Annotated in this window: 13 protein-coding genes; 2 read left to right on the top strand and 11 right to left on the bottom strand. The window is 60.5% G+C overall.

Annotated features, from left to right (window positions below; translation table 11 throughout):
- Positions 1-9: 9 nt before the first annotated feature.
- Positions 10-780 (bottom strand): thermonuclease family protein, encoded by a 771-nt coding sequence (locus LQE90_RS06530; protein ID WP_216528705.1) that lies wholly within the window; start codon positions 778-780, stop codon positions 10-12.
- Positions 777-1,307 carry a metallophosphoesterase family protein gene (locus tag LQE90_RS06535; protein ID WP_114566161.1) on the bottom strand — a complete coding sequence of 177 codons (531 nt, stop codon included), beginning with the start codon at positions 1,305-1,307 and terminating at the stop codon, positions 777-779. Before LQE90_RS06535 ends, LQE90_RS06530 begins: the two co-directional genes overlap by 4 nt.
- Before the next feature lie 273 nt (positions 1,308-1,580).
- Here LQE90_RS06535 and LQE90_RS06540 point away from each other — a divergent pair, with 273 nt between their 5' ends.
- Both LQE90_RS06540 and LQE90_RS06545 read left to right on the top strand, forming a co-directional pair.
- Positions 1,581-2,045, top strand: a complete 465-nt coding sequence (locus tag LQE90_RS06540) for an Hsp20/alpha crystallin family protein (protein WP_114566288.1) — start codon at positions 1,581-1,583, stop codon at positions 2,043-2,045.
- 168 nt (positions 2,046-2,213) lie between these two features.
- A complete protein-coding gene (locus LQE90_RS06545; RefSeq protein WP_216528704.1) occupies positions 2,214-2,828 on the top strand; it encodes an NUDIX hydrolase in 615 nt (204 codons plus the stop codon).
- Positions 2,829-2,979: 151 nt separating this feature from the next.
- Here LQE90_RS06545 and LQE90_RS06550 read toward each other — a convergent pair whose 3' ends face one another.
- From LQE90_RS06550 to LQE90_RS06590, 9 genes are all read right to left on the bottom strand, one after another.
- The gene (locus LQE90_RS06550) at positions 2,980-5,694 is read right to left on the bottom strand and encodes a DUF6273 domain-containing protein (protein WP_216528703.1); all 2,715 of its coding nucleotides are present in this window, start codon (positions 5,692-5,694) and stop codon (positions 2,980-2,982) included.
- 60 nt (positions 5,695-5,754) lie between these two features.
- Positions 5,755-6,540, bottom strand: coding sequence for an ABC transporter ATP-binding protein (locus tag LQE90_RS06555; protein ID WP_216528702.1), 786 nt, complete (start codon positions 6,538-6,540; stop codon positions 5,755-5,757).
- Complete coding sequence (locus tag LQE90_RS06560; protein ID WP_216528701.1) at positions 6,530-7,522, bottom strand: FecCD family ABC transporter permease; 993 nt, start codon at positions 7,520-7,522, stop codon at positions 6,530-6,532. The genes LQE90_RS06555 and LQE90_RS06560 overlap by 11 nt, the downstream gene beginning before the upstream one ends.
- A gap of 11 nt (positions 7,523-7,533) precedes the next feature.
- On the bottom strand, positions 7,534-8,436 hold the full coding sequence (gene isdE, locus LQE90_RS06565) for a heme ABC transporter substrate-binding protein IsdE (protein ID WP_123190987.1): 903 nt from the start codon (positions 8,434-8,436) through the stop codon (positions 7,534-7,536).
- 11 nt (positions 8,437-8,447) lie between these two features.
- Positions 8,448-9,338: a heme-binding Shp domain-containing protein gene (locus tag LQE90_RS06570; protein WP_231088235.1), complete on the bottom strand. Its 891-nt coding sequence runs from the start codon at positions 9,336-9,338 to the stop codon at positions 8,448-8,450.
- Positions 9,339-9,340: 2 nt separating this feature from the next.
- Positions 9,341-10,864 carry an NEAT domain-containing protein gene (locus LQE90_RS06575; protein ID WP_216528699.1) on the bottom strand — a complete coding sequence of 508 codons (1,524 nt, stop codon included), beginning with the start codon at positions 10,862-10,864 and terminating at the stop codon, positions 9,341-9,343.
- A gap of 623 nt (positions 10,865-11,487) precedes the next feature.
- Positions 11,488-11,958 (bottom strand): VanZ family protein, encoded by a 471-nt coding sequence (locus LQE90_RS06580; protein WP_216529997.1) that lies wholly within the window; start codon positions 11,956-11,958, stop codon positions 11,488-11,490.
- Complete coding sequence (locus tag LQE90_RS06585; protein WP_231088233.1) at positions 11,958-12,521, bottom strand: cysteine hydrolase family protein; 564 nt, start codon at positions 12,519-12,521, stop codon at positions 11,958-11,960. The genes LQE90_RS06580 and LQE90_RS06585 overlap by 1 nt, the downstream gene beginning before the upstream one ends.
- 23 nt (positions 12,522-12,544) lie before the next feature.
- Complete coding sequence (locus tag LQE90_RS06590) at positions 12,545-13,105, bottom strand: NAD(P)H-dependent oxidoreductase (RefSeq protein WP_216529999.1); 561 nt, start codon at positions 13,103-13,105, stop codon at positions 12,545-12,547.
- Positions 13,106-13,118 lie beyond the last annotated feature (13 nt).

The following is a 13,118-nucleotide window of genomic DNA, read 5'->3' on the forward strand; positions in this document are numbered from 1 at the left end:
CTCGCAGCGCTACGCCCACAAGTACGTCACCCCGCGCCCTTCCGCGGCGGCCTCGATCCCCCACTGGGCGAACAAGCCGTCGTGATACGTGTCGGGACGATAAGTTTTCGGCTGACCGTAGCCGTCGATCACCTGAATGGCATTCAACATGTACTGCGCGATGACAGCGGGATCGTCGGCCTCGGCGGCACTGGCGGGCAGGGTTCGCCACACGTAGGCAAGCGGACGACCGTACTTGTCAACCTGGCTGGTATCGTACTGCAGCCACAACGTGTCGCCCTCGCCCACAAGCCCCTTCATATGGTCGGACGCCCATACGCCCTCTTCGCGATTACGCTCCTTTTGCGGCGCCACGCTTTCGGGCGTGTCTATGCCGATAAGCCTCACCGACGCTCGCTCGCCATCGGCAAAAAGCACCGCCAGCGTATCGCCGTCCACAACGTGCCGGACCGTCACCTGGTCGAACGCAGCAGGATCCGCGTTCGCACGCTGAACGTCGGTCGAGCGCTTCGCGTCCTGCTCGGCAGCGCGGCGCGCATCTTCCGTTACATGCGCGGCCTCCAACCCGGCAGACGCAGTCGGACGCGCACCCGACCCGTCAGGCGAACCCCCTCCCGACGAAGCAAGCTGCGGCCCCGCCCATGCGGCAACCGCCAGCGCAAGCAGCAGCAAACCGCTTGCGATCCTGCCCGCCGGACTCTTTCCCAGCCGCTTCGCCATGCGCCGCGCAGCTCGCCGAACGTCCCGCTCCTTCACCGGCGGAAAGCGCCCGTCGCTCACGCCCGCTCCCCTGCGCTCATGATCACGTCGCCGCTCAACGACATGATGCGCACACGCAACACGCGCCCGTTCTCAACCTCCATCCGCCCCGTGCAACGAGGAAACCCGCCGCGCGGGCGAAATGCAGCTCCCGGACACAGAAAATACTCCGCGGGACGAGCGTCTGCGCCGGTCAGCAATTCCGGAACGTGCGTGTGCCCGTGAACGCACACCTGCGGAATGGGATCGCCCGCAGCAAGCCCCGCGCACCCGTTGAACCCTATGCGAACATCGCGCGGGTAATGCGCGACCAGAAAACGTACGCCGTCGATAACCGGATGCGCGAACCGACCCACGCGCGATCCGTACTCATCGAAATCGTTGTTCCCCAATACTGCCGTTGTGGGGGCAAGCGCCTCCAGAGCACGCAAGATATCAGGGCTGCCGATGTCTCCCGCATGAATGATGTGGTCAACGTCGGCCATAGCCGCCAGCGCATCATCGGACAGATTCCCGTGAGTGTCGGATATAAGGCCAATTACCGTCATGTGCGCATCCTTTCCTCGAATGCGCACCAGTATAGGCCATCTGCCAAGAGCAAGCCCCTCCTTCAGCGAAGCGTCAAAACCGCAAAGGCATGCTGCAAACCCCCTAAGGTCAACGAGAATGTTACGTTTTAGCACTCTCGCTTGACGAGTGCTAAAACGCGTACTATAAATGAATCGTACAAACAAACGACGCAACCGAGGCTTGAGTCACGCCCATGCGACGACGTACCTGCATGACGTGCACGCAAGCCGCACGAAATGGAGATGATGAACATGGCAATGATGGTACCCATGCGCAGGAACCGCAACCTTCTCAGCGAGCTGATGACCGACCCCTTTGACGCATTCCTCAACACGGCAGCCGCGCCAATGCAGGCAATGCAGAAGATGTCGCCCGCCCTCATGCGCACCGACATCAAGGAAACCGACGAGGCATACCAGCTGACCATCGACCTTCCGGGCTTCAAGAAGGAAGACGTGCAGGCAGAGCTCAAGGACGGCTACCTTAGCATCACCGCGCAAACGCAATCCGAATCCGAGGACAAGGATGAAAAGGGCACGTACGTGCGCAAGGAGCGCTTCAGCGGAAAATGCAGCCGCACCTTCTACGTGGGAGACGATATCGAAGAAGACGACATCAAGGCTAAATTCGAAGACGGCGTGCTGAAGATCGCCGTGCCCAAGAAGCAAGAGCAGCCCAAGATCGAGGAGAAGAAGACCATCTCGATCGAAGGCTAGCACAGCATCGGACCGCACTGAAAACGCGGACGGCAGCAAAAGAAACGAGCAGGGCGGCCCCAAAGCTGCCCTGCTCTACGAATGAGGCGAGAGGGCGGAGTCGATGACTCCGCCCTCTCGCCTCATTGCTACACTATACAAAATGCAACAATCGCCTAAGGAGACCCCGTGACCGCAACCGCGCCCCGCCTCAAAGACATCCGACAGGTAGCAGACGGATGGATCAAGAAGTACGTGCTCACCTACACCATGCCGGACGGATCGCTGTACGAATACGAAAGCGCATCCAGAAAAGGAGAAGACGCCTACCGTCGCGCACTCGAAGCAAATGCCGCCGGGAACCCAACTCCTCCCGACGCCGTATCCATCGTGCCTCAAACCCCCGACGGAAAACTGCTCCTGATCAGGGAATTTCGCTATCCGCTGAACAGTTGGTGCATCGCGTTTCCGGCCGGCCTCATGGAGCCGGGAGAAAGCCTGGCGGAATGCGTCGATCGAGAGCTTCGCGAAGAAACAGGGTACGCGCTGCGAACCAACCTGGGCGCTCAAGCAATCGACCCGCTGCCGCAAGCCGGCTTCTCGTCCACGGGGCTAACCGACGAGACCGTGCACGTTGTGTTCGCCCAGGTCGAGAAAGCGGCGGACGCGCAACCGGAACCCGCCGAGTTCATCGAGCCGTTCCTGCTCGACATCGCCGACGTCCCGCGATTCCTCGCAGAAAACACCACCCCGTTGGGTACCCGCGTCCAGTTGGTGCTGGAAGCTTTCGCGCACAGACGGTAGCCGCCAGTACGAAGACGCCCCGCACCAGCGGCCCACGCGCCTTCGCGCCTTCGCACGCCGCAAGCAAACCAGCACGGGCCTCGCCTTCGGTTTTCAAACCAGGCGAGGCCCGCACGCATCACGGAAAAACGCACATCGCACGCTTCGGCTGCTAACCCTCCAACTTACGACGATAGGCGCGCACCGCAATCAGCGACAACGCTGCCGCCGCACCGGCAATGCCGGCAAATGCCGCAGCGGGAAAAACAGCGTCTCCTGTCTTGGAAATAGCTTGCGCCGCTGCACGGCTGTCCGTTTTTGCAGCAACGACCTTCGCCGCATCAGTCGACCCGGCGGCCTGGCCCTGGCCGCCAGACGGCGCAGGCGAGGACCCAGACGTCCCGGCATTTCCAGGATTCGATGGAACAGGCTTGTCAGACGCGTTGGAATTTCCCGGGGCGTCCCCGCCCGGAGTGCTGGGGTCGTTCGGCTCCGGAGCCGGAGGCTCCTCGGCATCGGGAACGCTCACTTCTACGGGCATCGTTGCGATATTGCTCTCGGCACCTTCGCCAATTCGCTCTGCGAACAGGTAAAGCCTGTCGGTTTCTTTATTGAAATCGGCGGGCAGCTCAAATGAAACCGAACCGCTTTCGCCCGAAACCTTGCCCACGGTGCCGTAGCCGACAGGGGTACCGGTCCTCCAATCGCCGCCGCGCACCACAAGGGCGGACACTACGCGATCATCCTGATCGAGGGCAGCGCTTCGCGACATTCGACCAGAAGGGGAGGCGTTGGCCGCATACTCTACGGAGATCTTTTCGCCGTCAACGCGAGGGCTGCTCGCATCGAACTTCCAAGCATCGTTGATCAGCGTGAGTTTCCAAGCGTTATCTTCGGTGGCCAAAGGCTTCTGAATGCCCGAAGGAGCCGCCGCAGACGCCGGCGTAGTCAACAAAACCTTGCTCGGATCAAGCGTGATACCGGGCTGAACTCCCAGATTGGGGGTATAGGGCATCATAGTGTTGAAGCCGCTTTCAAGGTCTCCGTCTGGCAGAACAATCAAGACCATCGTCATGAACGACGCGCTTTCGTCGGTCGTGCGAGTCAAAAGCGATATCTCCTTCGCCGCACGCGATTCATTGGAAACGAACCCGTAAGCCTTGTTCCGGTAATCCTGTATCGAAAGCGCGAAAACCTTGTCCTGCGTGGCAGGCGCCACCTCTTTCGATGCGTCCGCCAAAGACAACGACTTCACTTCCGTGGTCTTCACCGCTTCCTTGGACAGTGCGTCAAACGTCTTGTTGAACCACTCGTCGTTCAGGTACGTACGCAGCGTGGCGGTATTCCAGAACAACTCGCTGGCAGGAATGGACATATCGGTGTTCCATGCCTGACCGGTAACGGTGTGCTCCGAATTGAGCAGGACCCCATCCTTGGAAGTCTGCAGAACCCTCCAGGAAATCGGCTTCCCTTGGTCGTCCTTGCCGAAGTATACACGGCTGCCAGCCCAGGGCTTGCCCGGAGCGCTCTCGTCCGAAAACGGGGCGTTGAATCCGGAAATACCCAGGTTAACCGTATTGCCGCTACCCGCATTCTCCGCAATGGAAAGCTTATCCATCGCCTCGGTCAACGCCGCGAGCGCGTCGTTGACCGTCGTCTGCGCGTGAGAGGTGTCGGCAGCCACGTCCTTGGCTCGAGCAAGCGCCTCGGAAAGCACGGCGAAGCTCGACGCCGTGTAGGCCGGCGCGACAAGACCGGAGGCCTTCTCTATGGCCGCGGCAAGCTTGCGGAAGTCTGCCGTGGTGCGAATCGTGCTCCAGTCGAATGCCAGGGTATGTATTTTGTCGGGACTGGCCGAAGTTGCCGTCACCTTCGCCTTGTACAGACCGGTGCTTGCGAAGTAAGGCAGATCGAACGTCCAGGTTGCCCCGCCGTCGTCATGCTGCTCGATCGCATTGTTCGCAGCGGCCTCCCCTTCGCGATCGAGAAGCGTTGCCGCCGACACCTGATAGGCTCCTAGAAAATCAGAGTACGGGTTGAAACGCAGCGTCGCCTTGATGGTGCCGGCTTCGTCAACGTCGAACCGGGCTTCAAGGTCAAGCGCTCGACTTCCCGTGGGGTCCTGATCGGTCACGTCAACATAGTAGGTACGGCCCGCTTCAAAGGGGCTTTTCGCCGCAGCGTTCAGCCCCTGAACAGCGTTGTTGACGGCGTCGATCGACGCCTGGAATTGTTCGGGCGTCGAATCAGGATTGGCAAGAACCGCATCCGCATCCGCAATCGCGGCCTTCAACTTACCGAAAGAATCCTCGGTGTAGTCGTTCGCGGAGTACTTTTTGGCGCTTTCCACCAAACCGGTCAGCGTATCGCCCAAGCCGCCCGTCTTCTTCAACGTGGGCCATTTCACGTACAGCAGCGCGTCTCTGTTCATGATGTCAGAGCGCATCTCAACGCGATACAAGCCGTCATTGGGCACATACGGCAAGACGAACTGGCAGATAGCGGAGTTGTCTTCGCCCAACTTGAACGAAACCCCTTCGATGAAGTTGCTCTGGGAACCCTCTTCATACACGCCAAGGTCGCTCGCATGCACATCAAGGCCCATGATCTGGGCGGGCACGAAGTGCAGCGTGATGCGCGCCCGACCCGAACCGTCCACGTCGATCTCGGCGTTTTTAGCCAACATGCCGGCAGACATCGACGGCTCGGAAGGATTGCCGGCGTCATGGACGTCAACCGAAACCGCATAGCTTGACCCTGCATCGAGCGGCGGCGCGACGCCCTCCGCTCGAGCCACGCTCGGCGTAATGCTCAACCCCGTCAGCGCTATCATAAGCGCCAACGCAGCCGCGCATACCCGGCGAACCGGTTGCAACGTACTTGTCATATCGTTCGCTCCTTTCTCATGATTCTTTCGTATAGCTTGTCCTTTTGCAGAAAGCCGCTTTCATACCGCTAACACGTACGGCTTGCCCCGTACGCGCACCACGTCCAGGTCAACTCCGTACACCTGGCTTAGAAAACCGGGGGTCACCACATCGTGCGGCGCTCCCTGCGCAATAATCCGACCGTGCGCCAAGGCCACGATCTCATCGCTGTACTCGATGGCTTGATTCATATCGTGCAGTACCATGACCACGGTCATGCCGTGCTCTTCGTTGAGCATGCGCACCAACTTGAGTATTTCCAGCTGGTAGCGCACATCCAAAAACGTGGTAGGCTCGTCAAGCAGCAGCACATTCGCCCCCTGGGCAAGCGCCATGGCCATCCACACGCGCTGGCGCTGTCCACCCGAAAGCGACGAAATGACGCGATGCTCGACATCCTTCAAATCGCAGGTAGCAAGAGCCCACTCGATCATGCGAGCATCCTGCTCCCGATCGGGCAAAGACCGTCGCACCCCCAGCTTTCGATAGGGAGAACGCCCGTAGCCGACCAAAGTTCGCACCTCCGCGTCAGCCGGAGCCATATTGTGCTGATGCACAACCGACACCAACTTGGCGAAGTCCGCAGGACGCACGTCCGCAACGTTTCCGGCGCGCAAGAACACCCGGCCTTCCTGCGGCTTGAGGCGCTTGGTCATCACGTTGAACAGCGTTGTCTTTCCGGAACCGTTCGCTCCGAGCAGCGTGGTCACCGCCCCTTCGCGCACGACAAGATCCAGCCCCTTGAACACGCGGGTCGACCCGTACGAAAATCCAACGCCCTCAAGGGTGAACGCGTTACCCGCCATACGTATCACGCGCCCTTCTCAGCAGCAAAATGAACGCGGGACCGCCCACTACCGACATGACGACAGCGGCGCTAATCTCGTACGGTGCGGCAATGGTTCGTCCCACGGTGTCGGCCAACAGCAGACAAAACGCGCCGAGCACCATGGAATACGGAATAAGCAGCCGGTGTCCCGACCCCACCAAAATGCGCGCACAATGCGGGACCACCAAACCCAAAAAGCTGATCGGCCCCACGATAGCCGTGGCAACCGATGCCAGCAAAACGGCAAAAGCGGAAACCACCAGGCGGTTTTTCGTCACGTCCACGCCAAGCGAAGCAGCCGTCTCGTCGCTCAGCGACAAAAGATCGCAACGCCTGGCAACAAACAGAGCCGGAACCAACCCGGCAAGCGCATACCCCGCAAGCGTGAAGAAATCGCGCCACGTTTTAGCCGAGATGTTCGCATCAACCAAGCTGGCAACGCCCGTCAACACCCCGCCCGATCCCGTGCTGAACGCAGAAGACAGCCCGGCGAACAGAGCGCTCACCGCGATGCCGGTCAAGATGATGCGCACAGGCGCGAGCGCTCCCCCTTTCCACGACAACGCGTACACCAGCGCAAACGCAAGAAGGCCCCCTGCGCACGCGGCAATCGGCATGAAGAAGAACAGCGAGGGCGCAAACGCCGTCACCAAAATAGCAGCGAACGACGCGCCCGCATTGACGCCGATAATGCCCGGATCCGCCAAAGGATTGAGCACGGCCGCCTGCAGCAGCACGCCCGACACAGCCAAGGACGCGCCGGCCACAAGCGCAATGAATATACGGGGGAAGCGCAGGTCGAAAATGGTTGCAACCCGATCGTCGTAGGCCACAAACAAGCCCGCAAGCAGCTCGTCGACAGGCACCTTGAGCGTGCCTGCATTGACGGCGAACGCGAACAGCGCTGCCACGCCACCTACCGTAAGCGCGAATGCCGCGATATTTCTGGCTTTACGCATAGCTCCTTGTCCTAAACGGTTTCGCCGTTGCCGTACAGCAGCGGCTTAAGTTCTTCGAGCGCTTCCGGATAGGCAAACGTCGCGCTCATTCCGAATCGCTCATGCGAAAGGTCGTAGACGCGCCCCGCACGCACGGCACGGAAGTGCTTCCACGTGTCGTTCGAGGAAAACTCCTGAGCGAACATCTCCATGACCTGGTCGGGAAGAGCATGTGACGTACGCAAAATGACATCCGGGTCGCGATCGAGCATGTCCTCGACGCTCACGTTAACGAATGCGTCCGCAGCATCTGCGTACACGTTTTCGCCACCGGCCTGCTGCACAAGGCTGCCCGCGTAACTTCGCGGCGTCGCCACCAAATACGACCCGGGAACGCCCATGAGAACCAGAACGCGCGGGCGGACAAGCCCTTCTATTCCCTGCCGATACGCAGTCATGAACGCTTCGTATTCAGCGCGCGCCTTCAGCGCCTCGGCTTCGCGCCCGAAAGCGATGCCCAGGTAATCCATCGAGCGATGCAAGCCCTCCACGCTGTTCAGGTCAACGAACATGGAAGGCGCTCCTATCTGAGCGAACTTCGGCTGCAAGTCGTTCAGCAGCGATCCGGGCGCCACGATGCAATCGGGCCGCAACATCGACAATTTCTCCAGGTCGGGTCCCATAGGAGGGCCTACCACCTCCGCATCGCCGTATCGCTGCGGCAATGCGCGCGACGTAGCGGGAACGCCCACCAGGTCAAGGTCAAGCCGATCGCACATGCTTGCAACGGCCGGCGAAGTGGCCACGATGCGCTTTCCCGATCGCTCGTCCCCGCCGTCGCGCGCAGGATGCTGGTCCACGCACGAGGAAAGGGCGCACAGCACAGCCAGGCACAGCGCCGCAAGCCCAGCCCGGGCAAACGTCTTCCTGCTCATGCAACGAAGCCCTAAGCCTCGGGCGGCGCGCTGCCGCCATGCCCCGCTGCCGCTGCGGCAGCGTTATCGCTTCGCGCCTTGCGCTTGCGACCGTACGCCAGGTAGTACGTCGCAGCCACGGCCGCGACTGCCGCCGTAGCTGCAACCGCGGCAATCGCATACGTCTGGGGAGAAGCGAAGATCGGGGCGGCAGAGCCCGTCACCTCGCGACCCTCGCCGTCGAACTCCCTCACGCCCGAGCCTGCGGAATCGCCGGACACGGCAGTTGAAGCGGCAGAACCCTCCAACGCTTCGCTCGATCCCCGAGCCGTTCCACCGTCCGGCGCTTGGCCCTGCTCGGACCCTTGGCCAGCAACGATGCTTTCGACAAAACCTTCCGAGTTTCCGGGAGCCGCATCGGATAACTGCACGAAGTACACCACCGAGCGCCCCATGGGATGCACGTACATCGAAATGCGCAACGTAGCCTGCGCCGATGCCACCTGCGCACGATAGTCCGCCGTATTGAGCTCGGCATCGCGCTGCATTACCTCGGCCGCAACGTCCTCGGCATAAACGCCCGTACGATCGACGTCGGAGGCAATGCTGACCTCGCCGATCTGGTCAGCTTGGGAAAGCCTGATGGTCACGAACTCGCTTCCGTCCGCATCTTTCTCGACAAGCGCCGAGGATCCGGTAATGCCTTGGCTCATCGACGTCCCCAAAGCCTCGCTTGCCTGCCCGCCCGAATCCTCGATCACGCCGGTGTCGGGATTAGCGTAGCTCGCATGAACCGCAGCTGTCGAAACCGATGAAACTACCGCATGAGCAGGAGAACCGCCAACGGAAAGCGCAGCAGAGAACGCCAGGGCAACAACGGCGACAAACGCGCGCGAGGACTTCACGGCGAACGATGACCGCACGTTCAACGACCTTCCCCTCGCCCCTGCAGCGAAAAGCGTCGCGCTGCCGCGCCGACCGCAACCGCTCCCGCCGCAACCGCAGCGGCTCCCGCGGCAACAGACAAGCCGTCGTCACCGGTCTTCGGCAGATACGAACCTTGCGCACCGCCGGAAGCGGGACTATTGCCGGTCTTTCCGCTGGTCGGAACACCTGCGTCGCCCGACCCCAAATCCTTCACCTTTGCATCTCCCAAATACAGATGCAGGTCGGCAGACACGTCGCCGCCGCCCATTTCGCGCATGGGCTTGATGGTCATCGTGATGGGCAGCACCACGGTATCCTTCGAAGCTGCGATCACCACGCTGTACGTACGGCTTGCGCCGTTTTCGCTCACCACCGAGGCCGCGTATCCGCCGTACGAGAGTTTTTCGACGTAGTCCGACCTGTTCGTCGTGAAGCGCACTTCGAACATGCCATCGGAACGAGGAACCACGTAAGCGGTGTCGCCGAAATACTGATCGGCCATCGACAGCTCGCCGGAATTTGCCTTGTAAAACTTCATAGGCACGGCATACGTATGCCCGGCAACGTATTCGGCGCGAGAGGAAGCGGCGCTCGGCTGCTGAGGCTGCGAGGGAGTTGTCGTCGAGTTCCCGTTTCCGTTCGAGGCGTCGGTATCCGGCTTTTCAGGCGTCGGAGCAGGCTGTTCGGTTCCGGGACCCTCCGGAACAACGGGGTCGACCGCATCAGGCGAGCCGTTGAACGTCTCGATAGCCGACGCTAAATCCGCTTCGGCAGCCACGATCTCCTCCGGCGTTGCAGCGGCGCCCTTTTCGACAACGGCACGGGCGCGCGCGATAGCATCCTGCAAAGATCGATACGCCTCGTCGCTCTTGCCACCCTGCGCGATGGCGGCGGCTTCATCGACAAGGGTCTCCAAGGGTCGGCCCTCGCCGTCAAGGCTGTCAACCGTCAAGCCGCTCCAGTCGATCAGGACCGCAGCGGTCTGGCGATTGTCGCCCATGGCCTGCGCGCCAAGTCGCAACGCAACGTAACCGGAAGTCTTGGCAACCTCGCCCAAAGGAACATCCGCCACGAACGGCCTACCGGCTTCGCCGCCAAAGTCCACAACTGCAACATCGGATCCGTTGGTGGCAAGCGCGTTCCCATCCACGCGATACGACCCGAAATATCCCAGGTAGTTGCAGTACTGACCCAGAACCTGCCCGCTCATATTGAGGCTGAGCGTGTACGCCCCATGACGCACCGTCAGCAAACCAATCGGATCCAGCGCACTGCTTGCAATCGAACCCTGAGACGAACTCAAGTTGGAAGCCTGCAGCATGCGCACCGGAACCGCATAAGTTCCGTTCGCAAGATTATCCTTGTCCAAGGAGACAGAGCTTCCCGTCGCTGCCTCTGCAGTCGGCATCGGCGCTGCGCCAACAGCCATGGCCTGCGCCGGCACTGCGCCCGCCGCCAAAGCAAACGCCAGCGCAACAGCGGAGCCTCGCGCGACAACGCCCGCCTTCATCGAATGTTCCATGGATATCCTTTCGTGTCGAACCGCCCGCTTCAAAGGGCTTCCCCTGCATTACATGCATGCGAAATATATTATTAGCTTAGTAGTAATATGTTATCTAAGGCTAACTTTTTGACACGATACCACAGAACTTTACAAATTCCTATGCAAAAGTTTTTCCGAACTTTGCCGCTACGCCAAAATCGGCACGGATCGAAGACGCCGTTTTGCCACGCGCCTCGCTCGCTCAAAGCGGCAGTCTCATCAAATGGGTGACAGCGTTTCCTATGCGAAGAAGGCGCGCGCACGAAAAATCGCTTTCCGTGGCAGGTTTTGACGGTTTGAGGTTGTCGAAGCCGGCGAATCGCGCGCACCCGAAGACATCACGCAGCGACCCAACGCCGTGATCAGGTAAAACAGAATGCAAATCAGACGACGAGAGAAGCGGCGCCCCGTTCGACGACCTCAAACCGCAAGAACCTGCCAGCCATCAAGCTTTTACGAACCCCATGCGCAAAACAAGGCGGCCGAAGACGCGCGCAGCCGTCGCCGGGCGGCTGCGCGCGTCTTCGGCCGCCTCGCATTCCTCAGCCAAATCGTTTTCTCAACCTGGCACGCAATCTCTGCGGCGGAACAAGCAGGAAAGGCTACCGCGCGTCGTTCGGAACCCGCCCCTCAAGGCGCCGGCTCAGCAGGAAGAACGCAATCCCCGAGCCCAACGCGGCACCCGCGGTGTCAACCGCCCAATCCACGGGATCGCACATGCGACCAGGAACGAACAACTGATGGAACTCATCGGTCACGCCGTACAGACTGCCGCACGCAACAGCCAGCGCGCAAGCACGTCGAAGGGGCATGTGGCAACGCAGCGCATTCGCCCACAACGCACCGAACACGGTGTATTCGCAGAAATGCGCAATCGAGTTGATGGCATCGGCCTCGGGTCCCAAGATGTGCGCCTGCAGCTCCTTCAACGCCTGATACAGGTGCGAAAGGAGTCCCGTGCCTTGATTCAGATCGCTGCCCGTGTTCGCCGACATGCAAAAGATGAACACCGCCCAAGCAGCAACCGCCAACCAGCTCAGAATCGTGAATCGCTTGGATTTCAGGTGGCCCATCAGCGATTTGCCACCTTGATCTGCAGGCTTTCCATCGTATCGAGGGCAGCCTCGTTCAAGCGGACGTCGAACGAACCCGTGCATGCGGCATCAACCGTAACCGGCACATCGGGACATGCGGTCTTCACCAGCACCGCATTGGCCACCACGCATATATTGGACACCAACCCCACCAGCTCGATCTCCTCGAACGGCAGCGCTCCCGCTTCGTCGGCTGCACGCTGGGCCGACCTCAACCAATCGAACAACTCGACCGAGCCGAAAACGGGCTTGAAAAACACTTTGTCAGAGTCGAGCAGTTCCGAAGCAACCGCTCCGTACAGCTTGTGACCAGGCGTATTCTCGATGCAGTGTTCAACCGGAAGGTTGCGCCCTTCCTGGGTGCTCAGGTAGTCGGATCCGTGCGTATCGAACGTAAATACAACGTCGTCCCCCCGTTTCCGGTACTCCGAAATCTTGTTCGCAATAGGCTGCGCGAGCTTTTCCGCTCCCGCAAAGCCCAACGCGCCATCTACAAAGTCAACCTGATAGTCCACCACAATCAGCAAGCGACTCACGTGCATTCCTCCTCTGCCTTACCGCCAACTCACCCGAGCTTCGCCATCTGAGCGCGCGCCTTGTCCATCTGATCCTCAACGTCAATGCCCACGATGTCCAAGCCCTCCGCCGCCACGAAACGCGTTTCCGGTATTCCGAACATGCGCGCAATGCCGCACAGATAGTCGTATCCGAAGTTCGCATCCCCCACGAAGCCGCCGGACGTCGTAAGGTACGTGAGGGTCGCCGCCTTGCACAAGCCCTCGCACCGCGCATCCTCGGTAAAATGAAACGTGCTGTCGCACACGCTGACATGCTCCAGATACACCTTGAGCGAAGCCGGGAACGAGAGGTCCCAGTACGGCGCGCCAATTACAATGTCATCCGCCTCGGCGAACTGGCGCGACAGCGCGAATATCGGATCGTCCCACGCACCCGCAGTCTGCTTCTCCACGCGATCCGCCACCATATCGGCGTCAAAAGGCTTCAACGCGAGCGCCGCCAAGTCAACTTCGACGACGTCCTGCTTCCGCGCAAGGTACTCGCGGCACAACGTAAGTGTACGGGAATCATGCCCCCTCATGCAGGCATTCACGAACAATGTGGTCATTGCGGCTCCTATC

Source organism: Paraeggerthella hominis (assembly GCF_021044775.1).
Classification (GTDB): domain Bacteria; phylum Actinomycetota; class Coriobacteriia; order Coriobacteriales; family Eggerthellaceae; genus Paraeggerthella; species Paraeggerthella hominis.

Bases quoted from the DNA above. Each gene is read 5' to 3' on its own strand.
- LQE90_RS06535 (WP_114566161.1), bottom strand. From the start codon at position 1,307: ATGACGGTAATTGGCCTTATATCCGACACTCACGGGAATCTGTCCGAT.
- LQE90_RS06540 (WP_114566288.1), top strand. From the start codon at position 1,581: ATGGCAATGATGGTACCCATGCGCAGGAACCGCAACCTTCTCAGCGAG.
- LQE90_RS06550 (WP_216528703.1), bottom strand. From the start codon at position 5,694: ATGACAAGTACGTTGCAACCGGTTCGCCGGGTATGCGCGGCTGCGTTG.
- LQE90_RS06555 (WP_216528702.1), bottom strand. From the start codon at position 6,540: ATGGCGGGTAACGCGTTCACCCTTGAGGGCGTTGGATTTTCGTACGGG.
- LQE90_RS06560 (WP_216528701.1), bottom strand. From the start codon at position 7,522: ATGCGTAAAGCCAGAAATATCGCGGCATTCGCGCTTACGGTAGGTGGC.
- isdE (WP_123190987.1), bottom strand. From the start codon at position 8,436: ATGAGCAGGAAGACGTTTGCCCGGGCTGGGCTTGCGGCGCTGTGCCTG.
- LQE90_RS06575 (WP_216528699.1), bottom strand. From the start codon at position 10,864: ATGGAACATTCGATGAAGGCGGGCGTTGTCGCGCGAGGCTCCGCTGTT.
- LQE90_RS06580 (WP_216529997.1), bottom strand. From the start codon at position 11,958: ATGGGCCACCTGAAATCCAAGCGATTCACGATTCTGAGCTGGTTGGCG.
- LQE90_RS06585 (WP_231088233.1), bottom strand. From the start codon at position 12,521: ATGCACGTGAGTCGCTTGCTGATTGTGGTGGACTATCAGGTTGACTTT.
- LQE90_RS06590 (WP_216529999.1), bottom strand. From the start codon at position 13,105: ATGACCACATTGTTCGTGAATGCCTGCATGAGGGGGCATGATTCCCGT.